This is a genomic window from Streptomyces sp. NPDC044044, from assembly GCF_056434405.1.
In genome coordinates, this window is the sequence record NZ_JBWKFG010000009.1 from 532,669 (window position 1) to 556,389 (window position 23,721).

Annotated in this window: 24 protein-coding genes; 11 read left to right on the top strand and 13 right to left on the bottom strand. The window is 71.1% G+C overall.

Going from position 1 to position 23,721, the window contains the following annotated elements; all coding sequences use genetic code 11:
* Positions 1-186: 186 nt before the first annotated feature.
* Positions 187-843 (bottom strand): uridine kinase family protein, encoded by a 657-nt coding sequence (locus tag AC07AG_RS33195; protein ID WP_478759834.1) that lies wholly within the window; start codon positions 841-843, stop codon positions 187-189.
* A 205-nt stretch (positions 844-1,048) separates the two neighbouring features.
* Here AC07AG_RS33195 and AC07AG_RS33200 point away from each other — a divergent pair, with 205 nt between their 5' ends.
* Positions 1,049-2,422 (top strand): peptidase C39 family protein, encoded by a 1,374-nt coding sequence (locus AC07AG_RS33200; RefSeq protein ID WP_478759835.1) that lies wholly within the window; start codon positions 1,049-1,051, stop codon positions 2,420-2,422.
* A 46-nt stretch (positions 2,423-2,468) separates the two neighbouring features.
* Here AC07AG_RS33200 and AC07AG_RS33205 read toward each other — a convergent pair whose 3' ends face one another.
* Complete coding sequence (locus AC07AG_RS33205) at positions 2,469-2,642, bottom strand: hypothetical protein (protein ID WP_478759836.1); 174 nt, start codon at positions 2,640-2,642, stop codon at positions 2,469-2,471.
* Positions 2,643-2,765: 123 nt separating this feature from the next.
* The gene (locus AC07AG_RS33210; protein ID WP_478759837.1) at positions 2,766-4,247 is read right to left on the bottom strand and encodes a M1 family metallopeptidase; all 1,482 of its coding nucleotides are present in this window, start codon (positions 4,245-4,247) and stop codon (positions 2,766-2,768) included.
* Between the two features lie 205 nt (positions 4,248-4,452).
* On the opposite strand from AC07AG_RS33210, the gene AC07AG_RS33215 reads away from it, so the two are divergent.
* On the top strand, positions 4,453-4,608 hold the full coding sequence (locus AC07AG_RS33215) for an SCO1431 family membrane protein (protein WP_478759839.1): 156 nt from the start codon (positions 4,453-4,455) through the stop codon (positions 4,606-4,608).
* Here the strand turns inward: AC07AG_RS33215 and AC07AG_RS33220 are convergent.
* Genes AC07AG_RS33220 through AC07AG_RS33230 form a run of 3 tightly spaced genes read right to left on the bottom strand, consistent with a single transcriptional unit; the run spans position 4,586 to position 7,112 of the window.
* Positions 4,586-5,521 (bottom strand): hypothetical protein, encoded by a 936-nt coding sequence (locus tag AC07AG_RS33220; RefSeq protein WP_478759841.1) that lies wholly within the window; start codon positions 5,519-5,521, stop codon positions 4,586-4,588. The genes AC07AG_RS33215 and AC07AG_RS33220 overlap by 23 nt on opposite strands.
* Positions 5,518-6,444, bottom strand: a complete 927-nt coding sequence (locus tag AC07AG_RS33225; RefSeq protein WP_478759969.1) for a DUF6114 domain-containing protein — start codon at positions 6,442-6,444, stop codon at positions 5,518-5,520. The genes AC07AG_RS33220 and AC07AG_RS33225 overlap by 4 nt, the downstream gene beginning before the upstream one ends.
* Before the next feature lie 53 nt (positions 6,445-6,497).
* The gene (locus tag AC07AG_RS33230) at positions 6,498-7,112 is read right to left on the bottom strand and encodes a DUF6230 family protein (RefSeq protein WP_478759842.1); all 615 of its coding nucleotides are present in this window, start codon (positions 7,110-7,112) and stop codon (positions 6,498-6,500) included.
* A gap of 133 nt (positions 7,113-7,245) precedes the next feature.
* Between AC07AG_RS33230 and AC07AG_RS33235 the strand changes: the two genes are divergently transcribed.
* Positions 7,246-7,908, top strand: a complete 663-nt coding sequence (locus tag AC07AG_RS33235; RefSeq protein WP_478759843.1) for a TetR/AcrR family transcriptional regulator — start codon at positions 7,246-7,248, stop codon at positions 7,906-7,908.
* A gap of 52 nt (positions 7,909-7,960) precedes the next feature.
* Here the strand turns inward: AC07AG_RS33235 and AC07AG_RS33240 are convergent, their stop codons facing one another.
* A complete protein-coding gene (locus AC07AG_RS33240; RefSeq protein WP_478759844.1) occupies positions 7,961-9,217 on the bottom strand; it encodes a glycoside hydrolase family 18 protein in 1,257 nt (418 codons plus the stop codon).
* A gap of 376 nt (positions 9,218-9,593) precedes the next feature.
* Between AC07AG_RS33240 and AC07AG_RS33245 the strand changes: the two genes are divergently transcribed.
* The gene (locus AC07AG_RS33245; protein ID WP_478759846.1) at positions 9,594-10,769 is read left to right on the top strand and encodes an acyl-CoA dehydrogenase family protein; all 1,176 of its coding nucleotides are present in this window, start codon (positions 9,594-9,596) and stop codon (positions 10,767-10,769) included.
* Here the strand turns inward: AC07AG_RS33245 and AC07AG_RS33250 are convergent.
* Positions 10,732-11,109, bottom strand: a complete 378-nt coding sequence (locus tag AC07AG_RS33250; protein WP_478759848.1) for a hypothetical protein — start codon at positions 11,107-11,109, stop codon at positions 10,732-10,734. The genes AC07AG_RS33245 and AC07AG_RS33250 overlap by 38 nt on opposite strands.
* A 281-nt stretch (positions 11,110-11,390) precedes the next feature.
* Here AC07AG_RS33250 and AC07AG_RS33255 point away from each other — a divergent pair, with 281 nt between their 5' ends.
* Together AC07AG_RS33255 and AC07AG_RS33260 are read left to right on the top strand one after the other, a co-directional pair.
* Positions 11,391-12,518, top strand: a complete 1,128-nt coding sequence (locus AC07AG_RS33255; protein WP_478759850.1) for an Rv3169 family protein — start codon at positions 11,391-11,393, stop codon at positions 12,516-12,518.
* Between the two features lie 56 nt (positions 12,519-12,574).
* A complete protein-coding gene (locus tag AC07AG_RS33260) occupies positions 12,575-13,666 on the top strand; it encodes a phosphotransferase family protein (protein WP_478759852.1) in 1,092 nt (363 codons plus the stop codon).
* Between the two features lie 16 nt (positions 13,667-13,682).
* Here AC07AG_RS33260 and AC07AG_RS33265 read toward each other — a convergent pair whose 3' ends face one another.
* The gene (locus AC07AG_RS33265; RefSeq protein WP_478759853.1) at positions 13,683-14,126 is read right to left on the bottom strand and encodes a hypothetical protein; all 444 of its coding nucleotides are present in this window, start codon (positions 14,124-14,126) and stop codon (positions 13,683-13,685) included.
* Positions 14,127-14,325: 199 nt separating this feature from the next.
* Here AC07AG_RS33265 and AC07AG_RS33270 point away from each other — a divergent pair, with 199 nt between their 5' ends.
* From AC07AG_RS33270 to fxsA, 4 genes are all read left to right on the top strand, one after another.
* The gene (locus AC07AG_RS33270; protein WP_249591185.1) at positions 14,326-14,766 is read left to right on the top strand and encodes an Lrp/AsnC family transcriptional regulator; all 441 of its coding nucleotides are present in this window, start codon (positions 14,326-14,328) and stop codon (positions 14,764-14,766) included.
* Between the two features lie 57 nt (positions 14,767-14,823).
* Positions 14,824-16,467, top strand: a complete 1,644-nt coding sequence (locus AC07AG_RS33275) for an amidohydrolase (protein WP_478759856.1) — start codon at positions 14,824-14,826, stop codon at positions 16,465-16,467.
* A 492-nt stretch (positions 16,468-16,959) separates the two neighbouring features.
* The gene (locus AC07AG_RS33280; RefSeq protein ID WP_478759857.1) at positions 16,960-17,808 is read left to right on the top strand and encodes a polyprenol monophosphomannose synthase; all 849 of its coding nucleotides are present in this window, start codon (positions 16,960-16,962) and stop codon (positions 17,806-17,808) included.
* Between the two features lie 76 nt (positions 17,809-17,884).
* On the top strand, positions 17,885-18,469 hold the full coding sequence (gene fxsA, locus AC07AG_RS33285; RefSeq protein ID WP_478759859.1) for an FxsA family membrane protein: 585 nt from the start codon (positions 17,885-17,887) through the stop codon (positions 18,467-18,469).
* 103 nt (positions 18,470-18,572) lie between these two features.
* Here fxsA and AC07AG_RS33290 read toward each other — a convergent pair whose 3' ends face one another.
* The 4 genes from AC07AG_RS33290 to yczE form a co-directional block, all read right to left on the bottom strand.
* A complete protein-coding gene (locus tag AC07AG_RS33290; protein ID WP_249591189.1) occupies positions 18,573-18,947 on the bottom strand; it encodes an RNA polymerase-binding protein RbpA in 375 nt (124 codons plus the stop codon).
* A 256-nt stretch (positions 18,948-19,203) separates the two neighbouring features.
* Complete coding sequence (locus AC07AG_RS33295; protein ID WP_478759860.1) at positions 19,204-20,556, bottom strand: MFS transporter; 1,353 nt, start codon at positions 20,554-20,556, stop codon at positions 19,204-19,206.
* Between the two features lie 45 nt (positions 20,557-20,601).
* Entirely contained in the window at positions 20,602-21,369 is a 768-nt protein-coding gene (locus AC07AG_RS33300; RefSeq protein ID WP_478759862.1) for a glycerophosphodiester phosphodiesterase family protein, read from the bottom strand.
* Positions 21,366-22,100 carry a membrane protein YczE gene (yczE, locus tag AC07AG_RS33305; RefSeq protein WP_478759865.1) on the bottom strand — a complete coding sequence of 245 codons (735 nt, stop codon included), beginning with the start codon at positions 22,098-22,100 and terminating at the stop codon, positions 21,366-21,368. Before yczE ends, AC07AG_RS33300 begins: the two co-directional genes overlap by 4 nt.
* Before the next feature lie 64 nt (positions 22,101-22,164).
* On the opposite strand from yczE, the gene AC07AG_RS33310 reads away from it, so the two are divergent.
* On the top strand, positions 22,165-23,664 hold the full coding sequence (locus AC07AG_RS33310) for an SCO1417 family PLP biosynthesis transcription factor (RefSeq protein WP_478759866.1): 1,500 nt from the start codon (positions 22,165-22,167) through the stop codon (positions 23,662-23,664).
* Positions 23,665-23,721: the final 57 nt, after the last annotated feature.

A 23,721-nucleotide genomic window follows, 5' to 3' on the forward strand; every position in this document is an offset into this window, starting at 1 on the left:
GGAATGCGAGGTCGTAGGGCAGAACGAAGCCCCCGATCACGGGGGAACAACCGGGGGCTTCGCGTCTGCGGGCGGCCTCGAACGACCGCACATTCAGAACGTAAGTCCTGTAAGGGCCCTCGGTCAAGCCGAGTTGAGGCACTCATGGAAACTCGTGAGAACTTCCGGAAGGCACTTTCCGCGGGTTCAGCGCACCGCCTCTGGTCCCTCACTCTGCGTGACGGTTTGGCTCGGCGCAGCAGCCTCATTCGGGCCCTGCAGCACCTCATATCCCTCGCGCCACTGTCGCACCAAAGACTGAGCAAAGGGGCGCGAAGGGTCTTCGGCGAAGTGCCGGCGCTCCGCGGGCTCCCACCCGTCCCAGAAGTCGCTCTGAACCGTTCCGTCGCGGTGACGCCCCCGGCCCCAGGCCTCCTCGCGGGGCAACTCCATCCACAGCAGCCGCGCCAGGAACGGGCGCAGTGCGCGGCGGCCCGCGCCGACCCCCTCGACGAGGACCACGGGCGCCGGCGGCAGGGTGCGGACCTCGGGGCCGAAGCGGCGCGCGTGCCAGTCGTACGTCTCGTAGCGCGCCGTCTCGCCGCGCGAGAGCGGCACGATGACCTCCCGCCGAAGCCGCTCCGTCCAGCCGAAGAGGGCGTCATGGCTCGCGATGTCGTCGAGGTGCAGGACGGGCGCACCGCCCAGGGCCTGCGCGAGGCGGTCGGCGAAGGTCGACTTGCCGGAGCCCGCGTGACCGTCGACGGCCACGAGGCGGACGGGGCCGCAGGAGGGCGGCAGCCGGATCAGGGTGCGCGCGAGGCGGGCGAGGGGAGCGGGTGTGGAGTGCGGCTGTGCGGTCATCGTCTACCAGCGTACGGGTGCGGAATGCTCGGTTCCGCGCGCCGTCGCAGCTCACGCCAGTGGTCGAGGCCAATATTGGCGGACGCGGTGGTGGTCGAAGCGCTGGCAGAAGTCGGCGTCGAGCAGCCATAGTTGGCCTACCGCCGTGCACTTGACCTGCCCCTTCCGGATCCGTCCGGAGCCCACGTCGACTGGGGGTCCCGCCATGGACCGAGCTGATGACATGTCCCGCAGAACCGTCCTCGCCGCTGCCGCCACCGCTGCCGCCGTGGCCGCCGTGGCCGCGACCGCGAGCCCCGCGCTCGCGGCGGGCGGCCTGCGCGGCGCCCCGCGCGCGAAGCGTCCGGTGAGCAACCGCTTCTGGACCTCGCACGCGGACTGGAGCGCAGGCACCGCCGACGGCACCCGTGCCGTCTCCGGAGCCCGCCCCGCCGTGGAGATCGCCGAGGCCGCGGGCGAAACCGAGTACGCCGATCCGCACACCGGCAAGACCGCCACCTGGGAGTACGCCCGGTGGACCTCGCCCGTGCACCGCCCCACCGTCCCCGCGACGGAGGTGGTCGCCTCCTGGAACGCCCGCACGCCCACCGGGACGTGGCTCCAGGTCGAGCTCCAGGGCACGTACTCGGACAAGAAGAAGACTCCTTGGTACGTCCTCGGCCGCTGGACCTCGGGCGACGACAAGGACAAGGACATCCGCCGTACGTCGGTCGACGACCAGAGCGACGGCAGGTCGAGCATCTGGACGGACACCTTCTCCATCGACGACACGACGACGGGGCTGCGCCTCGCCTCGTACCGCCTGCGCCTGACCCTGTACCGCAAGCCGGGCGCCACGGCGACGCCCACGGTGTGGCGGCTCGGCGCGATGGCGTCCGCCGTCCCGGACCGCTTCACCGTTCCGGCGTCCAAGCCGGGGCTCACCAAGGAGCTGACGGTCCCGCGCTACTCGCAGGAGATCCACGCCGGTCAGTATCCGGAGTACGACAACGGCGGCGAGGCCTGGTGCAGTCCCACCTCCTCGCAGATGATCATCGAGTTCTGGGGCCGCAAGCCGACCGCAGACGACCTCGCCTGGGTCGACCCCTCCTACGCCGACCCCCAGGTGTGCCACGCGGCGCGGTACGTCTTCGACTACCAGTACGCGGGCTGCGGCAACTGGCCTTTCAACGCGGCCTACGCGTCGACGTACAAGGACCTCCAGGGCGTCGTCACCCGCCTCGCCTCGCTCACCGAGCTGGAGTCCCTGATCGCCGCGGGCATCCCGGCCATAACGTCCCAGTCGTTCCTCAAGGAGGAGCTGACGGGTGCCGGTTACGGCACGGCGGGGCACCTGATGACGGTGATCGGCTTCACGTCGACGGGCGACGTGATCGCCAACGACCCGGCCTCGCCCAGCAATCCGGCGGTGCGCCGGGTCTACAAGCGGCGCGAGTGGGAGAACATCTGGCTCAGGACCAAGCGCTACAACTCCACGGGCAAGGTCGTCTCCGGCACCGGAGGCGTCTGCTACCTGTACTTCCCGGTGAAGCTCTCCGCCAAGCAGAAGGCGGCCCTCGCCGACGTGGGGATTCACTGACAGGACCGCGACGGCCCCTCCCGCAGGAGGGAGGGGCCGTCGCCGGCTACTTCGCGTCGGGTGTGCCCCGGCGCAGCCGGGCCGCCTTCTCGTCCACCTCTGCCTGGGACGTGCCGGCCCTCACGACGATCACCGCCTGAGAGCCGTCGGGCAGCGTCGCCTCCCGCATCTCCGTGCCCAGCAATTCGGGCCGCTTCCGCTCCTGCTCGTGGTCCGGCATAAGACCTCCCAGCTCGACGGGGGCCCACCGTAACCACGGATCACCGGCTGACCCCGCCGCACAAGCGTCCGACAGGCCACTTCACACGAACGCCGCCGCCAGACGACGGACACCGGACGGGTCTCAGCCCTGGACCGGATCCACCACCCAGTCCGGATGCCCCGGCATGGGCGGCGTCTTCGCGCCGTACAGCCACGGCCGCAGGAAGCCCTCCAGATCCTCGCCCGCGACCTTCGACGCCAGGTCGATGAACTGCTGCGTACTGGCGGTCTTCCCCCGGAAGCCGCTCACCCACGCCCGCTCGATCTTCTGGAACGTCGCGTCGCCCACCTGCTCCCGCAGCGCGTACAGGACGAGGGCGGAGCCGTCGTACCGCATGCGCTTGAAGAGGTTCGGTTCGGTCGGCTCGGCGGGGGCGCCGACGTCGTGGCGCCACTGGTCGTGAGCGGCGTACGCCGTCTTCATGGCGGCCTCGAAGCTGTCGCCGCCGTGTTCCTCGGAGTACATCCGCTCGTAGAAGCGTGCGTGGCCCTCGCTGACCCACAGGTCGGACCAGCTCTTCAGGGCGACGCTGTCGCCGAACCACTGGTGGGTCAGCTCGTGCACCATGTTCCGCTCGGCATCGACCTTCGTGCCGAGCAGGTCGGCCTTCGGGATGAGCGAGAGCGTCTGGGTCTCCAGGGCGACGGCCAGGTCCGTGTCGCCGACCAGGAGGCCGTAGCGGTCGAAGGGGTAGGGGCCGAGCTTCTCCTGGAGCCAGGCGAGGTGGTCGGGGGTGAGTCTGCGGTACTCCGCCGTCGGCTCGACCAGGGCGTCCGGGACGACGTCCCGCAGCGGCAGACCTCCCGGTCCCTCGCCGTCGACCAGCTTGAACTTGCCGACCGCCAGCTGCACCAGCTGCGTGGACAGCGGCTGTTCGGAGTCGTACGTCCAGCGCACCCGGTCACCGGGGCGCTCCGTGCGGTCGACCAGCTTGCCGTTGGCGACCGCCGTCAGGTCCTTCGGCGTCGTGATACGGAAGGTGATCGGCGCCCGCTGGCTGGGATGGTCGTTCGCCGGGAAGATCAGCCGGGCCCCGTTCGGCTGCGGATAGACCACCGTGCCGTCGGCGGTCGGAATCCAGCCGTAGTCCTCGATGGCGTCGTCGCGGTGCCGTGTCTGCGTCGGGTCGGCGGTGTACGTGACCCTGGCGGTGAACGTACGGCCCTTGGCGATCGGGGACTTGGGCGTGACCGTCAGCTCGTCACCGGCGCGGGACGTGCGCGCGGCCGAGCCGTCGATCTTCACGCCGTGCAGGGTGTTGCCCCCGAAGTCCAGGTTGAACCGGGAGAGCGACTGGGTGGCGGTGGCCTTGATCGTCGCCGTCGCCTCGAACGGCGTCCTCGGGGCCTGCCAGTCGAAGTCCAGGGTGTAGCGGTCGACGCGGTACCCGCCGTTCCCGTCGAGCGGGAACATCGGGTCGCCCAGGCCGGCCGCGCCGGGCGAAGGTGTCCCGGATGCGGAGGGCGCGGCCTGCGACACCGTGCCGGTGAGGGCGGCCGTCACGGTGAGGGCGGCCGCGAGGGCGAGCCGTGCTCTGCGGCGGGGCGTCCGGTACGTGCTCATCGGAAACCTTTCGGTTGGATGGTGCGCGAACGGTCGTCCTGAGGGACGTACAGCCTTAGACGCACAGCATCCCGCCGCAGTTGTGGGTGACCAACATCTCTCTCGCACGAGCCGGTCCTGCTGGCATGGTGGATGGGTCAGTGGGGGGAGTCCACTGCCGGACGTCACGCCGAGAGACGTGACGCATACGTATTGAGTGATGCCCATGACCGCGACCACTGCCACCGCCACCGCACCGACGCGTGCGACCACGCGCACCGGCGGCCCCGAGGAAGACGGCCCGAAGGTGCTCGAGCACGTCCTCGGCTGGACGCTCGTCGTCGTCCTCGCGATGCTCGTCACGCAGACCGGTCTGATGTGACCCCGCTCTCGTAGCCCGCGCAGCCCTCCCCGTCCCGGTCGAGGTCCCGATCGAGATCCGCCCGCCAGTGCCGGTCCGGCACGCCCACCAGGCCGTAGAGCAGGCGCACGGGCGAGCGCCGGGACAGCAGCGTGAGCCCCGCGATGACCGCGAACAGCGGCAGGCCGAGCCAGCCGCCCAGGAGGCGGACGAGGACGCTGGCGGCCAGCGCGCCGGCGAACGGCAGGCCGTAGACCCCGGCCGCCGCGATGGCGATCGCCAGGAACCGGTGCACCTTGCGGTCCTCGTCCGCGCCGGGCAGCGACCAGCCCTCCATCAGCCAGCCGATCTCCGTGAGCAGCATCGTGCCGATCACGGCCGCGCCGAACACGAGCAGCGCGAGGAACGTCCCGGACGTCAGGAAGTCCAGTACGTGGTTGACCACGCTGTCCCGCCGCCAGTCGGCGAAGTCGCGCGCGCCGGGGGACAAGAAGCGCTCGTACCCCCTGCCGTCCCAGCCGTGGACCAGGGTCCCGAAGAGCAGGAAGTACCCGCCCACGCACTGCAGATAGGCCCAGTAGCCCGCCCCCACCAGGACGAGCGACTGCGCCACCAGGAAGCCGAGGATCGCGGCGACGGGGATCCCGCCCGCGTAGAAGAGCACGAACCCCGCCCACACCCCGTCGTGCCCGTCCGCGACGTGCATCGTCGCCCAGGCCGGGTTCTGCCAGAGCAGGAAGAGACCCGTCGGCACCATCAGGACCGCCGCGAAGAGGGCCGTGAGCGCCAGATACGGATTGGCGGCACGGCTGCGCGTGCGCGGCCCCTCACCCGCGTTGATCCGCTCCCACACCTGGAGCTGCCGGCCCGCAGCGAGCGCGAACGTGGCGCCGATCGCGTACGCCCAGAAGAGGGCGGACTGAATCTGGATCATGCCGACGCCTTCAGGGTGAGACCGCCCGCGACGATCAAGTCCGATGTGACGAGGGCCTGTTCGGCCTCGACGTCGGTCATGAAGACGAACGGCGGCACGACGGGCGGCACCGGCAGCTTGTCGGGCGTGAAGGTCAGACAGAGCAGCCCTTCGAGGCAGCCCTTGAACTTGGTCAGATAGAGCGTGACGGAGCCGCTGAGGTCCAAGGTGTCGGCTCCCAGGGCGAGTTCATCGCTCCCGTCGCGCGTCTTGAGCCGGTAGTCGGTGAGCGATGCGGCCTTCATCCTCAGGACCATGACCTTCAACGGCCCGTCGGCCGTGGGGATCTCGCGTACGCCGGCCAGGAGGAAGCCCTGCGGCGAGAAGAGCGTGGTGGTGACCGTCGGCGGTGTCCTCGCCGCCTCGATCGCGTCGCCGGGGGCGGCCTTCGCAGGGCTTCCGCCCCACAGCGTCGCCCCGACGATGACGACGGGAAGCAGCACGCCGAGCGTCCGCGTGCCCTGCCCGTCCCGCACCTTCGGCCGCTCGGGATCCTCCACGGAGTTCTCGGGGCCCTCGGGCACCGGCGTCCAGCCGAAGCCCATGGCGCTGCCCACGATGCCGAGCACCATGCCCACCAGGAACCCGCCGAGATTCGTGGCCGCGAACGAGAGCACCGACAGGATCAGGGCGTTGACGCTCACATAGTGGTGGGCGTGCGGCAGGAGCCACAGGAAGATCCCGGCGGCGATCAGGGCGAGGCCGATGCCGATCGCCGCGAGCCCGCCGAGCCCCAGGCTGACCAGGACCGTCAGCGGCGAGAGCGGCACGAGGAGCAGCTCGGCGCCGCCCAGGACGAGCAGCAGCCCGCCCCAGAACGGCCTGGTGCGCCGCCATCTGCGCAGCACCCGGCGCGCCTCCGGCAGCGGCAGGCGCTCGTCCAGCCAGCCACCGCCGTCCCTGCCCCACGCCCTGACACCGGCTCTCCGGCCGCCGGTCAGAAGCACTTCTTGCCGCCGACGCTGACATCGAGCTTCATGCCCTTGAGCCGGAAGTTCCCGCCGGTCGCCGACCAGGCGTGGGACTTCACGCCGGAGACGGTGATGTCCCCCGCCTGCAGCCCGAACTTCCCCTTCTCGCCCTTGACTCCGGGCACCTCGTCGAGGGTCGAGGCGTCCCGGCCGATCTCGGCGGTGCCGAAGCGGGCGTCGCCCTCCAGGTCCTCGCCGTCGATGATGAGATTGCTCGCGGTGACCTCGCCCGCGGCGCCGCCCGCGGTCAGCTTGAACACCACGGTCCCCACCGGGGTCTTGACCTCGGCGGCCTGGCAGATGTCGGACAGGGTCGCGTCACCGATCCCGAGGAGCGCCACCGGGTGCCCCTTGCCGTCGATGTCCCGGTCGGTCTGTACGTAGGAGGACAGCCCCTTGCTGGTGAGCTTGCCCGACGACACCTGGAAGCTCGTCCCGGAGACGGCGAAGGAGGCGGCGAGCGCCCCCTCGGCCATCACGGAGGCCATCGCTCCGACGGCCAGAACGGCCGGCAGGGCCACGACCGCGGTCTTCTTCCAGGAGGTTCTGCCTTCACGTAAAGGGGTACGCGCCGCGCTCATAGGTCTTCCTCCCGTACGTCGTCCACGTGCGCAGGGGGAGTGCGTGAGAGAGCGCCTTCGGACGCAGAACCGGCAGGTGGCGTGCTTCTGCCATACTGCGGATACCCGAGGCAGTTGGAGACTAGGGCCGAAATTGAATAATAGTCAACAGCGCGGTACGGACCGTCCCGTGGACGCTCGCCCGCAGGCGCGCGGCACCGACCGCTCCGTGGCGCGCCGCGCCGAACTCATCAGCATCGGGCGGAGGTTGTTCGCCGACACGTCCTACGACGCGCTCTCGATGGACGACATCGCCAAGCAGGCGAGCGTCGCCAAGGGGCTGATCTACTACTACTTCAAGTCCAAGCGCGGCTACTACCTCGCGATCATCGAGGACTCCGTCGCGGAGCTGGTCGCGCGCGCCGGGCGCCACGACGACCTGCCGCCCGTGGAGCGGGTGCACCGCACCATCGACGGCTATCTGCGCTACGCCGAGCACCACCAGGCGGCGTACCGCACCATCATCAGCGGCGGTGTCGGCTTCGACGCCGAGGTGCACGCCATACGCGACGGTGTGCGGGGGGCGTTGATCGGGACGATCGCCGACGGGGCGTACGGCCGCCGCGACATCCCGGAGCTCGCGCGCACGGCGCTGCTCGGCTGGCTGTGCAGCGTCGAGGGCGTCACGCTCGACTGGATCGGCCGGCGGGGTCTGGCGCGCGAGACGGTCTGCGACCTCCTCGTGCGGACCCTCGGCGACTCCCTGCGGGTCATCGAGGAGTTCGAGCCGTCCTTCCCCGCTCCGCCGCGGCCATGACGAAGGGGCGGGAGCCCCGCGGCTCCCGCCCCCAACTCGTCCGGAGAAGCGATCAGTTGATGGCCTTGATCAGCTCGCCGTCCGCCGTGTCGCCGCTGAGCTCCCAGAAGAAGGTGCCGCCCAGTCCCGCCTGGTTCTTGTAGTCCATCTTCCCCGCGATGGTGGCCGGGGTGTCATAGCTCCACCAGTTGGTCCCGCAGTGCGCGTACGCGGTCCCGCCGACCGTGCCGTTGGCCGGGCACTTGGTCTTGAGTTCCTTGTAGTCGTCGATGCCCGCCTCGTACTTGCCCGCGGCGGCCCCGGTCGCGGTGCCGCCGGGCTCCTTCTGCGTGACGCCCGTCCAGCCGCGTCCGTAGAAGCCGATGCCGAGCAGCAGCTTGTCGGACGGGACGCCGAGACCCTGGAGTTTCTTGATCGTGGAGTCGGTGTTCCAGCCGGCCTTGGGCGCACCCTCGTACGCCTTCAGGGGGGAGTGCGGGGCGGTCGGGCCCTTCGCCTCCCAGGCGCCGAAGTAGTCGTACGTCATCGGGTTGTACCAGTCGACGTACTGGGCGGCGCCCGCGTAGTCGGCGGCGTCGATCTTGCCGCCCTCCTCGGCGTCGGCCGGGATGGCCGCGGTGACGAGGTTGTCGGCGCCGAACTTCGAACGCACCGCGGACATCAGGTCCTTGTACGCCGCGCGCCCGCTCGTGTCACAGGTCAGACCGCAGGCGTTGGGGTACTCCCAGTCGATGTCGATGCCGTCGAAGACATCGGCCCACTTGGAGTTCTCGACCAGGTCGTAGCAGGACTGGGCGAAGGCCGCGGGGTTCTTGGCGGCCTCGGTGAAGCCGCCGGACCAGGTCCAGCCGCCGAAGGACCACAGGACCTTGAGGTCGGGGTGGAGCTTCTTGAGCTTGCGCAGTTGGTTGAAGTTGCCGCGCAGCTCCTGGTCCCAGGTGTCGGCGACGCCGTCGACGGACTGGTCGGCGGTGTAGGCCTTGTCGGTCGCCGCGTAGGCGTCGCCCGTCGTGCACTTGCCGCCCTGGACGTTGCCGAAGGCGTAGTTGATGTGCGTGAGCTTGTCGGCGGAGCCGGACGTCTCGATGTTCTTGACGTGGTAGTTCCGGTCGTAGACACCCCACTCGGTGAAGTACCCGACGACCTTGGAACCGGCGGCGGCCTGCGAGCTCGCGGCCTTGTCGGACCCGGTGTCGGGACCGGCGGTCGCGGTGCCCGCGCCGGCGAGCAGACCTCCGCCGAGCACGGCACAACACGCGGTGGCGACGAGCGCCCGGAAGGGGGCGCGGGGGAGGTGCGGTCTGAGCATCGTTTCTCCTCGTGGGGGGAGAGGGCGCATGGGGGGACATGGTGCTGTTGACCTGCGGATGCCAGATGACATCGGTGAATCTTGAATTGGCATGAACGCGGAAAGGCGCTCGGCTGGACTCTAGGAGGACTAGACCAGTGGGGTCAATGGTTCGGACCAATTCCGCGCCCCTCTTGCGGCCGTCGGCTATCTTTTGAGTAAGCGGTCGTTAACTAGTGACTGGCCGCCGCCGATCGGGCATACTCAACGCGCCACAGCCGCTGGTCACAGCACCTTCCGCGACCCGGAAGCGCGCCACCGGCCGGGCCGAAAGACACGGTGGCGCCGCACTACCCCGCGGGCCCGCCGCAGTGCCGAAAGGGAGGATGCGATCGCCATGCCTGAGCGAACCTTGCAGCAGTCCGTGGACCGTCAGCTGCCCACGGACGAGGCGCGGGATCTGTTCTCGCTCGTCCGTGAACTCGTCCAGCGGGAGATAGCTCCCCGCGCGGCCGAGGAGGAGGACGCCGGGCACTTCCCGCGCGAGGTCTTCACCCTCCTGTCCGAGTCCGGACTGCTCGGCCTTCCGTACGCCTCGGAGTTCGGCGGCGGAGACCAGCCCTACGAGGTCTATCTCCAGGTCCTGGAAGAGCTCGCCGCCGCCCGGCTCACCGTCGGCCTCGGCGTCAGCGTCCACTCCCTGTCCTGCCACGCTCTCGCGGGCTACGGCACCAAGGAGCAGCAGGCGGAGCACCTGCCCGCGATGCTCGGCGGCGGACTGCTCGGCGCGTACTGCCTGTCCGAACCGGCGTCGGGCTCGGACGCGGCCTCCTTGAGCACGAAAGCGGTGCGCGACGGCGACGACTGGGTGATCAGCGGCACGAAGGCGTGGATCACGCACGGCGGAGTCGCCGACTTCTACACCGTCCTCGCCCGCACCGGCGGCGAAGGCGCCCGCGGCATCTCCGCGTTCCTGGTGCCGGGCGACGCAGAGGGCCTGCACGCGGCGCTGCCCGAGAAGAAGATGGGCATGAAAGGCTCACCCACCGCCCAGATCAACTTCGACGGCGTACGGCTCTCTGACGCCCGCCGCATCGGCGAGGAGGGCCAGGGCTTCGCGATCGCGCTCTCCGCGCTGGACTCGGGGCGGCTCGGCATCGCGGCCTGCGCCATCGGCGTGGCCCAGGCGGCACTGGACGAGGCGCTCCGATACGCCACCGAGCGGCGGCAGTTCGGGCGGCCGATCGCGGACTTCCAGGGCCTTCGGTTCATGCTCGCGGACATGGCGACGCAGATCGAGGCGGGCCGCGCGCTCTACCTCTCGGCGGCGCGGCTGCGCGACGCGGGCAGGCCGTTCTCCAAGCAGGCGGCCATGGCCAAACTGATGTGCACGGACGCCGCGATGAAGGTCACGACGGACGCCGTTCAGGTGCTCGGCGGCTATGGCTACACCGCGGACTTCCCCGTGGAGCGCTTCATGCGCGAGGCCAAGGTGCTGCAGATCGTCGAGGGCACCAATCAGATCCAGCGGATGGTCATCGCCCGTCACCTCGCGGGTCCCGACTCGCGCTGAACTGCCCGAGCCTGACCGCGGGCGCCGCGAGCCGCACCCACTCAGGGTCGTGACGCCCCGGCAGGGTCTTGCCCCGCTCGGCCCAGTTCCGGATGAGGGCGCGGTAGATGGGCGGGTCGAGCAGGTGCGGCTGCTGGGGCTGGGGCGGTGGCGGCTGAGGTGGTTGCGGGCGCTGAGGCGGCTGCTGCGGGTATTGCGCGTGCTGGGGGTGCTGCGCGTGCTGGGGGTGCTGCGCGTGCTGGGAAACCGATTCTGCGGACGGCGGGGGAGCCGTCAGGAGGGTGCGCCTGCGGCGGCCGGTCGGCGGATGCGTGGTGGGCATCGGCGTGGGCGTGGTCATACGTGGCCAACGCGCGCCGCGGGGGGCGGGTCACCGCCCGTGGAATTCGAGCGTCAGTTCGCGACCTGCCCGTGCGGCCGCCCGGGGTGTGCCCGCGATGCCCTCGCGTTGCCCCGCGCCGCCCCCGCGTCCGCGCGTTCCACGCCGGGCCGGCGGCGCTGCGAACGCGGGCTGACACGTGTCTGGCTCCGTCACGCGGTCTGACGTACCGTCAACTCCGCGCCGGGGGCCCGGTCTCCGCCCCGTGCCAGCCAACTGCCGTGCACCCAGGGAGGTTTGCCGTGGCAGAGGACCGTCCCGTCCCGCTCGACGAGTACCCGATCCATCAGGTGCCGCTGTCCATGAAGCAGGTCGCGACGGGCGACCGCAATGCCTACGACCGCTGCATCTTCCACCTCTTCGACCACGAGGGCCACGCGCTCCTCATCCTCGGTCTCGGCGTCTACCCGAACGTCGGTGTCATCGACGCGTACGCCACTTTGCGCATCGGGGATACGCTCCATGCCGTACGGGCGTCGGACGCGCTCGGCGACGACCGGATGAACCTCTCCGTCGGCCCCCTGACCATCACCGTCGAGGAACCGCTGCGGCGGCTGCGCCTGAGGTGCGCCGCCGATCCGGACGACCCAGCCTCCCTCTCGTACGACATCACGTGGACCGCCGGCTTCCCCGCCCTCTGGGAGCCGCACCACATCCAGCGGCGCGGCGACCGGCTCTCCCTCGAAGGGCGCCGCTTCGTCCAGGCGGGTGGCTGCTCCGGGGTGATCCGAGTCGGCGGCGAGGAGATACCGGTGACCGCGGGGGAGTGGACCGCGACCCGCGACCGCAGCTGGGGTGTGCGGCCGATCCCCGGCGAGGAACGCGGGCGCCTGGAGGAGGAGTTCGGCACCGAGGGCTTCCACTGGATCTGGAGCCCGGTGCGCTTCGACGACTGCTTCCTGATGGTCATCGCCCAGGAGGACGCGGACGGCCACCGCTCCCTCAACGAGGCGACGCTCGTGCGCCACGGCGCGCGTGACCGCCAACTCGGCTGGCCCCAGACCGACATCACCTACCGCTCCGGCACCCGCCACCCCGAGCGCGCCGTCATTCACCTCACCGACCCCGACGACCGCAAGCCCCTGGAACTCGGCGTCGAGGTCCTCGCCTCCCTGCCGCTCGCCGTCGGCGCCGGCTATCCGCCCGCGGACGACTGGCAGCACGGCACCTGGCAGGGGCGCGGCTGGACCGACCGCCGCGACTACGACCTTTCGGACCCGTCGGCGCACCCCCGGGCCGCGTATGGCGTCATCGACCACGCGGCCCGCTTCACCCTGGGCGGGCAGACGGGGTACGGGATCTTCGAGCACGGCAGCTTCGGCCGCCACGACCCGAGCGGCTTCACCGGCTTCGACTCCGTGGCCCCCTGAGATCCCGTGAGGCTTCTTGAGATCCCCTGAGATCCACACCTGAGAGGAGCTCGGCGATGGCGACAGCACCGCGTCCCCGCACCACCACCCGCGACCCGGAGGAGCTCGCCCGCAGGCTCACGGCCTGGCTCGCCGCGCGCCTGCCCGGCGCCAAGGCCACCGGAGTACGGGTCCCCGAGTCCAACGGCATGTCGAGCGAGACCCTGCTCTTCGACATCGAGCACCCTGAACCGCCCCTGCGGGCCTGCGCGTTGCGCGTGGCGGCGGACCCGGCCGCGTACACGATCTTCCCGGTCTACGACCTGCCGCGCCAGCACCGCACGATGCGGCTCGTCGCCGAGCGCACCGACCTGCCCGTGCCGCGCGTGCTGTGGCTGGAGGAGGATCCGGGGCCGCTCGGCGCGCCCTTCTTCGTCATGGAGCGGGTCGAGGGCCGTGTGCCGCCGGACGTCATGCCCTATACGTACGAGGGGAATTGGCTCCATGCGGCGAGCGACAGCGAACGCGCGCACCTGGAGGAGGCCTCGATCCGCCTGATCGCGCACCTGCACGACCAAGTGCCCGTGGCGGAGGCGGAGTTCCTGGCCCTGCCCGGCGAGGGCAGCCCGCTGCGCCGGCACGTCGACGCCCAACGCGCCTACTACCACTGGGTGGTCGACGGACTGCCCCGCTCGCCCCTCATCGAGAGCGCCTTCGACCGGCTGGAGGAGTGGTGGCCAGGCGACGAGGGCGAGACCGTCCTCAACTGGGGCGACGCGCGCATAGGCAACGTCATCTACGACGGCTTCGACCCCGCGGCCGTACTGGACTGGGAGATGGCGGCGCTCGCACCCCGCGAGGTCGACCTCGGCTGGATGGTCTATCTGCACCGCTTCTTCCAGGACCTGACGGTGAGCTTCGGGCAGGAAGGACTGCCCGGCTTCCTGCGCCGCGAAGCCATCGAGGAGGGCTACGCCCGGCTCACCGGCCACACACCGCGGTCCATGGACTTCCACACGCTGTACGCGGCGCTGCGGCACGCCATCGTCATGCTGCGCGTCGCCTACCGCCAGGTGCACTTCGGCGAGGCGGCGGTCCCCGATGACCCGGACACGCTGATCCTGCACCACGCCAGCCTGGCGGCCATGGTGCAGGGCAGCTATTGGTAGCGGCTGTCGGCGGGCGTCAGGCCGCGGATCGCCCGTCCTGCTCCGGTACGCGGCGCGGGCGCGAGCCCTGGCCGCCGACGTGCGAGAAGGGCTGCGTCCGCCAGTCGAGGCCCTGAGGGAGCGTCAGGAGCAGGGCGGTGTCCTGCTCCTGAGCCTCCATCGTCTCGTCCGCGGGCTCCGCTTCGGCCGCGGCGCGGCCTGTGCCGGGGCACACCGTGAGGCCGAACGGATTCCACCGCGTGGCGCACAGTGCGTGCTCGGGCAGGACGTCCTCGTCGGCGAGGAGCGCGATCGGCTGCGCGCAGTCGGGGCACGTCACCCTGTACATCTCGAAGGTGTCGTACGCGTCGAACTCGGATTCGGCCGGTTCGACGCCCTCCGATACGGGTGCGGGCGCGGATTCGTCGGAGCGCTGCTGCTTGCTGCGGGCAGGGCGACCGGGGCGCTTCAAGTTCTGCATGGGATTCTCCCCCTTGGGTGGGCCGAGAAGGCGCTGCGGCCTCGACCACAGCAAGCACTTCCCGTCCCGTCGTAGAGGTAATCGTGGCATCCCTTTGGACACGGTCACAGGTATGTGGCGTTCGTCACATGCCCGGAGAAGATGTCGCTGCCGCGCCGACAGGTATCCGGAGGGATCAAGAGCCCTGTAGGTTCAGCGCATGGAGGAGCTGGACCGACAGATTGTGCAGCTGCTCGTCAAGGACGGGCGGATGAGCTACACCGACCTGGGCAAGGCCACGGGCCTGTCCACATCGGCCGTGCACCAGCGGGTGCGCCGCCTCGAGCAGCGGGGCGTCATCCGCGGCTATGGCGCGGTCGTGGACCCGGAGGCCGTCGGCCTTCCGCTCACGGCGTTCATCTCGGTGAAGCCGTTCGACCCCAGCGCACCCGACGACATCGCCGAACGCCTCGCGGGCGTCCCGGAGATCGAGGCGTGCCACAGCGTGGCGGGCGACGAGAACTACATCCTCAAGGTGCGCGTCGCGACCCCCCTGGAACTCGAACACCTGCTGAGCCGCCTGCGCGCACTCGCCGGCGTCTCCACGCGGACGACGGTCGTGCTCTCCACGCCGTACGAGGCGCGGCCCCCGCAGGTCTGAGCCGCCCGTGGCAGCCCCGTGCGCGGGGCCCGCACCCGCAGGGGCCAGACTGTTCCCATGAGCCAGAGCACCACCCCCCAGAACGGCCCTCAGGGCCACCGCACCGTGCTGCTGCGCGGCGGAGACGTCCACAGCCCCGCCGATCCGTTCGCCACGGCCATGGTCGTCGAACGCGGGCACGTCGCCTGGGTGGGATCCGAGGGCGCGGCCGACGCGTTCGCCGACGGCGTGGACGAGGTCGTCGACCTCGAAGGAGCTCTTGTCACCCCGGCGTTCACCGATGCGCATGTGCACACCACGGCAACCGGACTCGCCCTGACGGGACTCGACCTGACGGGCTCCCGCTCCCTCGACGACGCGCTGGCCCTCGTACGCGAACACGCCGCCGCCCGGCCGCACGACCGGGTCCTCCTGGGGCACGGCTGGGACGCCGCCCGCTGGGTGGGAGGCCGTCCGCCCACGCGCGCGGAGCTCGACGAGGCGTCCGGCGGACGTCCCCTCTACCTCTCCCGCATCGACGTCCACTCGGCCGTCGTCAGCACGGCGCTGCTCGACCTGGTCCCCGGCGTCACCGGGCGCACCGGTTTCCACGCGGACGCGCCGCTGACCGCCGACGCCCACCACGCGGTGCGCGCCGCCGCCCTCGGCGCCCTCACCCCGCAGCAGCGCACCGAGGCCCAGCGCGCGGCGCTGCGGCATGCCGCGTCGCTCGGCATCGGCTCCGTGCACGAGTGCGCGGGGCCCGAGATCTCCGGTGAGGACGACCTCACGGGGCTGCTTCGCCTCGCCGCCGACGAGGCCGGTCCCCGCGTCGTCGGCTACTGGGCGCAGCAGGGCGAGGAAGGCGTCGCCCGTGCAAAGGAGCTGGGTGCCATCGGCGCCGCGGGCGATCTGTTCGTCGACGGCGCCCTCGGCTCGCACACCGCCTGCCTGCACGAGCCGTACGCCGACTCCGGCCACACCGGCACCGCCTACCTGGACGCGGCCGCCGTCACCGCGCATGTCGTCGCCTGCACCGAGGCGGGGGTACAGGCGGGCTTCCACGCCATCGGTGACGCCGCGGTGACCGCCGTCGTCGACGGCATCCGCGCGGCCTCCGAGAAGGTCGGCCTGGCCCGCGTGCGCGCCGCGAGGCACCGCGTCGAGCACGCCGAGATGCTCACCCCGGAGACGATCGCCGCCTTCGCCGAACTCGGCCTCACCGCCTCCGTGCAGCCCGCCTTCGACGCCCTGTGGGGCGGCGACGACGGCATGTACGTCCAGCGCCTGGGCGCCGAACGGGCCCGCACCCTCAACCCGTACGCGGCCCTCCTGCGCACCGGCGTCCCGCTCGCCTTCGGCTCCGACAGCCCGGTCACCCCGCTCGACCCCTGGGGCACCGTCCGCGCCGCCGCGTTCCACCAGAACCTTGAGCACCGCGTGTCGGTGCGCGCCGCGTTCACCGCCCACACCCGGGGCGGCTGGCGGGCCATCGGCCGGGACGACGCGGGCGTCCTGGTGCCGGGGGCGCCCGCCGACTACGCCGTCTGGCGGACCGCGGATCTGGTGGTCCAGGCCCCCGACGACCGGGTCGCGCGCTGGTCGACCGATCCGCGCTCCGGCACGCCCGGTCTGCCCGACCTGACCCCGGGCGCCGAACTCCCCGTCTGCCTGCGCACGGTCGTCTTCGGAAAGACGGTCTTCGTACGGCCACAAGAGTGATGTCCCGGCGGTGCGTACCGCCGATCGCGGCCCGTTGGCGCGTCGCACGACCTGCGTATCGTCGGCACTGACCTGGCGCTCTTTGGAATCGGCCCAGGTCAAACGGCTATTGACAGAACGCGGCCGTCGGCCGGTAGGTTCGGCCGGGTCCACCACAGGACGTCCGACCGGAGAATCTCCACGCAACCGTCGAACGCCGCTGGGCCATGGGTGGTGGTGTGCCGCACCGGCGCACCGCCACTGGGAGCCAGGTCCAGCGCCCGCGCCGCGGATGCGAGGGAACGTTCCACCGGGCCGGCAGGTGTGACCCGGGTGGGGCCCGGACGCTCAGTAGACAACGGCTCTCGGTCGACCCGCAGCCAGCGGGCCCCAGGTCGGCCCGAAGGGTGCCGGGCCCCGATCCGCAGTACTCCCCTCAACCGCACGTGCCGCCGCGTCCCTGATGGAGGCGGCCACTATGGTGGTCCTCTGCGTACGAACGAAGGGGCAGTAGTGAACGACGGCGGTGGGGTCTCCGAAACCGGTGACCAGGGGAGGCAGTTCGGCCCGCTCGGCATGGCCTTGGTGATCATTCCGACCTACAACGAGGCGGAGAACATCCAGTCCATCGTCGGCCGTGTCCGGGTCGCCGTGCCCGAGGCGCACATCCTCGTCGCCGACGACAACAGCCCCGACGGCACCGGCAAGATCGCCGATGAGCTCGCGGTCGACGACGACCACGTCCACGTACTGCACCGCAAGGGCAAGGAAGGCCTCGGCGCGGCCTATCTCGCGGGCTTCCAGTGGGGCCTGGACAACGACTACGGAGTGGTCGTCGAGATGGACGCCGACGGCTCCCACCAGCCCGAGGAGCTGCCCCGGCTGCTCACCGCGCTCAAGGGCGCCGACCTCGTCCTCGGCTCCCGCTGGGTGCCGGGCGGGCGGATCGTGAACTGGCCCAAGTACCGCCAGTACATCTCCCGCGGCGGCAGCACGTACTCCCGGCTGATGCTCGACGTGCCGATCCGTGATGTCACCGGTGGCTATCGCGCCTTCCGCCGCGAGACCCTCGAAGGCATCGGCCTCGACGAGGTCGCCTCGCAGGGGTACTGCTTCCAGGTCGACCTGGCGCGCCGGGCGATCAAGGCGGGCTATCACGTGGTCGAGGTGCCGATCACCTTCATCGAGCGAGAGCTCGGCGACAGCAAGATGAGCCAGGACATCGTCGCCGAGGCGCTGTGGCGCGTCACGGCGTGGGGCGTGGGGGAGCGGGTCGGCCGCGTGGGTCGCGCGCTGGGCCGCAAGGACGCCGGGGGACCCCAGGGACCCCAGGAGCCCCAGAAGGGCCGCCAGAACCCCTGATCACCGCTCGTCCCGCGGTCGCTCGTCGATCATCCCCCTTATGCCGGTCTGAGCCGGGTCCAGGCACACTGGACCCATGACGACTGGCGTACCGCCCACCCGACCCGCCCGGCCCCGGCGCTCCCGCGTCCTGAGGTTCCTGCCGCTCGGCATCGCCGCGTGGCTGGTCCTGGAGATCTGGCTGCTCACCGTGGTGGCGGGCGCCGCAGGCGGGCTCACGGTGTTCCTGCTGCTCGTGGCCGGTGTGGTGCTCGGCAACATAATCATCAAGCGCGCCGGGCGCCGTGCCTTCCGCGAGCTGAGCGAGGCGCTGCAACAGCAGCAGCAGGGCGGTCTGGCGCCGCACCCCTCCGAGCGGGGCGGTGGCAACGCCCTGACGATGCTGGGCGGCCTGCTGATCATCCTGCCGGGGCTGATCTCCGACGCCCTGGGACTGCTCCTGCTCGTGCCGCCCGTCCAGAAGGCCGTGAGCCGTACGGCGGAGAAGACTTTCGAGCGCAAGGTCCGCGAGGCCGGCACGCAGGGCGGCCTGGGTGACGCGTTCCAGCAGGCGCGCATCCACCGCCCGGACGGCAAGGTCGTCCAGGGCGAGGTCATCAGGGACGACGAGCGGCCGGCGCGCGGCCCGCACCCGGACGACCCGCAGCTGCCGCCCCGCTGAGCGGCCGGGCCGCCCGCGCGGGCGGCCCGGAGACAGCACGAAGGCCGGGGCCACTGCTGAGCAGTGGCCCCGGCCTTCGTGTGCGGTGTTCTTCAGTTCGCCGTCAGGCGGACTTGCGGCTGTCCCGCGGATGCACCGCGATGTTCATGGCTCCTGAACGGAGAACCGCAAGGCGCTCCTCCAGGACCTCCTCGAGTTCTTCCCGAGTCCGGCGCTCCATGAGCATGTCCCAGTGCGTACGCGCAGGCTTCCCCTTCTTCTCTTCAGGTCCGTCGCCGTCTACGAGGAGTGCCTGGACCCCGCAGACCTTGCACTCCCACTCCGGCGGGATTTCCGCCTCCACCGAGAACGGCATCTCGAAACGATGTCCGTTCTGGCATGCGTACTCCACGGCCTGGCGCGGAGCCAAGTCGATGCCGCGGTCGGTCTCGTAGCTTGTCACCACGAGGCGCGTGCCGCGAAGAGCTCGCTCACTCATGAATCGTGCCTCCCGGGCTTGTCGCCCACAGGACAGGTGTCGCTGTCGTCGTCATCCGGTCAACGTCCGGTCGGCGGTAAAGATTCCCGTTCAGGGTCATGCGTCGCCGTCGTATGCCGCCCCTTGTTGTACCCACCAGCGCCCGGTATGTCACATCTGACAGAGGATGTCACCCTGCGATTCTGAATCTTCAGCGCGCAGTAACGGTCCGCCTGGTAAGCCAAACGCGTACACTACCGCCCTTTGCCTTCAGTTGCTAAATCCTGTCGGGTACGGAATTTCCCGCGTCGCGGATCGCGCGCCGTACGGGTACCCGCGCGAGCAGGACGAAACCGATCACGAAGAAGGCCACCAGCGAGACGATCGCGTCCCGGTAGCTCCCCGTGAGCTGGTACGTCAGGCCGAAGATCAGCGGCCCGAGCCAGGCCATTCCGCGGTCGCTGATCTCGTACGCGGAGAAGTACTCGGCCTCCTTGCCCGCCGGCACCAGATGCGAGAACAGGGACCGGGAGAGCGCCTGCGAACCCCCGAGCACCAGGCCGATCCCCGCCGCGAGCACGAAGAACCACACCGGCGCGCCCGCGGGCAGGAAGAACCCGGCCCCGATCGTCACCGTCCAGGCGACGAGCGAGCCGAGGATGGTGCGCTTGGCGCCGTACACCCGTGCGAGGCGCCCCATGGCGAGCGCCCCCGCCACCGCGAGCACCTGCACGAGCAGGACCGCCACGATCAGCGTGGACTGGCCAAGGCCCAGCTCCTCGGAGCCGTAGACGGACGCCTGGGAGATCACCGTCTGCACGCCGTCGTTGTAGACGAGATAGGCGAGCAGGAAGGACAGGGTGTGAGGGTGGCGGCGCATGTCGCGCACGGTCGACGCCAGCTGCCGCCACCCGCGTGCCGACGCCTCGGAAGGCGGCACCTTGCGGTCACGGAGCCGCCGCAGCGGTACGAGCGTGAAGGCGCCCCACCACACGCCCGCCGACGCCAGGCAGATGCGCACCGCCGTCGACTCCGAGACACCGAAGGTGTCATGGGCCAGGAACAGGACCAGATTCGCGACCAGGACGAGTGCGCCCGCCGCGTAGCCGAACGCCCAGCCACGCGAGGAGACCGCGTCACGCTCCTGCGGAGGCGCGATCTGCGGCAGATAGGAGTTGTAGACCACCATCGAGACGGCGAGCGCGGCGTTGGAGACGATCAGCAGGAGGCCGCCGAGGAGATAGCGGTCGCCGTCCAGGAAGAACATGCCGGCCGTCGACGCGGCCCCTACGTAGGCGGCCACGGCGAGCAGCGGCTTCTTGCGGCCCGTGCGGTCGGCGGCGGCGCCCGCGAGCGGCATGACCAGGACCGAGACGATCACCGACGCCGACACCGCGTAGGCGAAGAAGGACCCGGCGCTGACCGGGATGCCCAGCGGGTGGACGTACCCGTCGCCGTCCGCGGCCGACTTGGCGATCTCCGTCAGGTACGGGCCGAGGAACACGGTCAGGACGCTCGTCGAGTAGACCGAGCACGCCCAGTCGTAGAAGTACCAGCCGCGCTGCTCGCGCCGCCGCTCGGCAACGCCCTCGTCCGCAGGTGGTGTCGCTCGCACGGTGTCGGTGCCCACCCGTGCCCCCTCGCTGATCCCCGTGGTCCGCCGCCCGCGAGGCGGTCAGGCCCAGGCTCCCCGGTCCTTCAGCACGTCGCGCAGCGTCTCGATGTGATCAGTGATGATGCCATCCACCCCGAGGTCGAGAAGGGCGGCCATGCGTTCCGCGTCATTGACCGTCCAGACGTGCACCTGCAGCCCGCGCGCGTGGGCCGCGCGCAGGAAGCGGCGGTCCACCACCCTGATCCCGGCGTGCGTCTCGGGCACCTGCGCGCACACCGCGGAGCGGCGCACGGGGACGGGGACGCCGTACGAACCCAGCCGCAGGCCCGCCACGCCGCGCGTACCGAACGAGGTGGCGAGGCGTGGCCCCGCGAGCCGCTGGGCGCGGGCCACGCGTGCCTCGGAGAACGAGCCGACGCACACGCGGTCCCAGGCGTCGGTGCGGCGCAGCAGTTCAAGGAGCGGGAGCAGGGCGGGCCCGGCCTTGACGTCCACGTTCCAGCGGACGTCGGGGAAGGACTCCAGGAGCTCTTCGAAGAGGGGCACCGGCTCGCTGCCCGCCACGCGCGCGTGGCGCACGTCGCTCCAGGGGAGGTCGGCGATCCGCCCGGCCGCGTCCGTCACGCGGTCGAGCGTCGCGTCGTGGAAGGCCACAAGGCGGCCGTCCGATGTGGCGTGCACATCCGTCTCGATGTAGCGGTACCCCAGGTCCACCGCGCGCCGGAACGCGACGGCGGTGTTCTCCAGGCCGTCCGCCGCCCCGCCGCGGTGGGCGAAGGGCAGCGGGCCGGGGTGGTCGAGATAGGGATGGCGTACGGGCGTGGTCACCGCTGCAGTATCGCCTGCTTCGATTGACCGCCGGCAGCCACCACGCCTCCCCCGGATGGAGCGGGGACGGCGAAGAAGCGCAGGAAGAACTGGGCCGAGGGACCGATCGCCAGCGCGTACAGGACCGTTCCGATGCCCACCGTGCCGCCGAAGGCGAAGCCGGTGGCGACCACCGCCACCTCCACCAGTGTCCGCATCAGCCGGATCGAGCGCCCTGTCCGCTGGTGCAGGCCCGTCATCAGGCCGTCCCGCGGTCCCGGCCCGAACTTGGCGGCGATGTAGAGCCCGGTCGCCGCGCCGTTCAGGACGATCCCCGCCACGAGGAGCGGTATGCGGGCGCCGAGCCCGTGTGCGTCCGGCATCAGGGCGAGGGTGCCGTCCAGCGCGAGGCCGACGACGAAGACGTTGGACACCGTTCCCAGGCCGGGGCGCTGCCGCAGCGGGATCCACAGGAGGAGCACCGCGGCACCGATGACGATCGAGACGACGCCGATGGACATCCCCGTCAGTTCGGCCAGGCCCTGGTGCAGCACGTTCCACGGTTCGAGGCCGAGGCCGGACACCACCAGGAGCCCGGAGCTCGCGCCGTACAGGGCCAGACCCACGTACAGCTGGACGAGCCGACGCGCGAGGCGCGGTCTCACCGGCTGTGGCTGCCCGGACGCCCCGGTCGTGAGTGGCTTCGTCGTGGACAAGAGATGCCCCCTGCTGGTGGTAGTGGCCTGACACATGACACTCTGTGGCTCGTAAAGGGATGCCAACCATGGCCAATTCCAGGAAGGTGGACTGGGAATCATGGCTCAGTGGACTTCGGCGGTGGGCGCCACACAGCTCGCCCGGCTGCTCACCTCCCAGCAGACGCGCCCCGCGGGCCCCGGCACACGCCGTCCGCCCGCCTATCGCGCCCTCGCCGACGGCATCCGCATGCTCGTCCTCGAAGGCCGCGTCCCGGTCGCCGCGCGTCTGCCCGCCGAGCGCGAGCTCGCCGTCTCCCTCGCGGTCAGCCGGACCACGGTCGCGGCCGCGTACGAGGCGCTGCGCACCGAAGGCTTCCTGGAGTCCCGCAGGGGAGCGGGCAGCTGGACCGCCGTCCCGGCCGGGAACCCGCTGCCCGCACGCGGGCTCGAACCCCTGCCGCCCGAGGCGCTCGGCTCCATGATCGACCTGGGCTGCGCGGCGCTGCCCGCGCCGGAGCCCTGGCTCACCCGCGCCGTGCAGGGCGCCCTGGAGGAACTCCCTCCGTACGCGCACACGCACGGCGACTTCCCGGCCGGTCTGCCCGCGCTGCGCCAGATGCTCGCCGAGCGCTACACCGCGCGCGGCATCCCGACGATGCCCGAACAGATCATGGTCACGACCGGGGCGATGGGCGCCATCGACGCGATCTGCCATCTGTTCGCGCCGCGCGGTGAACGCATCGCCGTCGAGTCCCCGTCGTACGCGAACATCCTCCAGCTCATGCGCGAGACGGGCGCCCGTCTGGTACCCGTCGCCATGTCCGAGGGGCTCGAAGGGTGGGACATGGACCGCTGGCGGCAGGTGCTGCGGGACGCCGCGCCCCGCCTCGCCTATGTGGTCGCGGACTTCCACAACCCCACGGGAGCGCTCGCCGACGAGGACCAGCGGCGCAAGCTGGTCGACGCCGCGCGCTCCGCGGGAACGGTCCTCGTCGTCGACGAGACCATGATCGAGCTGCAGCTCGACGACGACGAGCCGATGCCGCGCCCCGTCTGCGGCTTCGACCCGGCGGGCTCGACCGTCATCACCGTCGGCTCGGCGAGCAAGGCCTTCTGGGCGGGCATGCGCATCGGCTGGGTGCGGGCCGCGCCCGACGTGATCCGGAGCCTTGTCTCGGCACGCGCGTACGCCGACATGGGCACCCCTGTCCTCGAACAGCTGGCCGTGAACTGGCTCCTGAGCACCGGCGGCTGGGAGTCGGCCGTGCAGGTGCGCAGGGACCAGGCCCGCGAGAACCGCGACGCCCTGGTCGCCGCCGTCCGCCGCGAGCTGCCCGAGTGGGAGTTCGCGGTACCGGCGGGCGGCCTCACCCTGTGGGCACGTGCCGGAGGGCTCTCCGGCTCCCGCCTCGCCGAGGTGGGCGAGCGGGTGGGGGTCAGGGTCCCGTCAGGGCCGCGCTTCGGAGTGGACGGAGCCTTCGAGGGGTATGTGCGGCTGCCGTTCACCGTGGGCGGCGCGGTGGCGGAGGAGGCGGCGGTGCGCCTCGCGGCGGCCGCGCGCCTGGTGGAGACGGGGGCGGGCGGGGGCGTGGAGACGCCGCGGGCCTTCGTGGCCTGAGCGTCAGCTCTTCCTGGGCGCCCGTTCCCGGCGGGTCTCCCTACCTGGGCGTCCGTT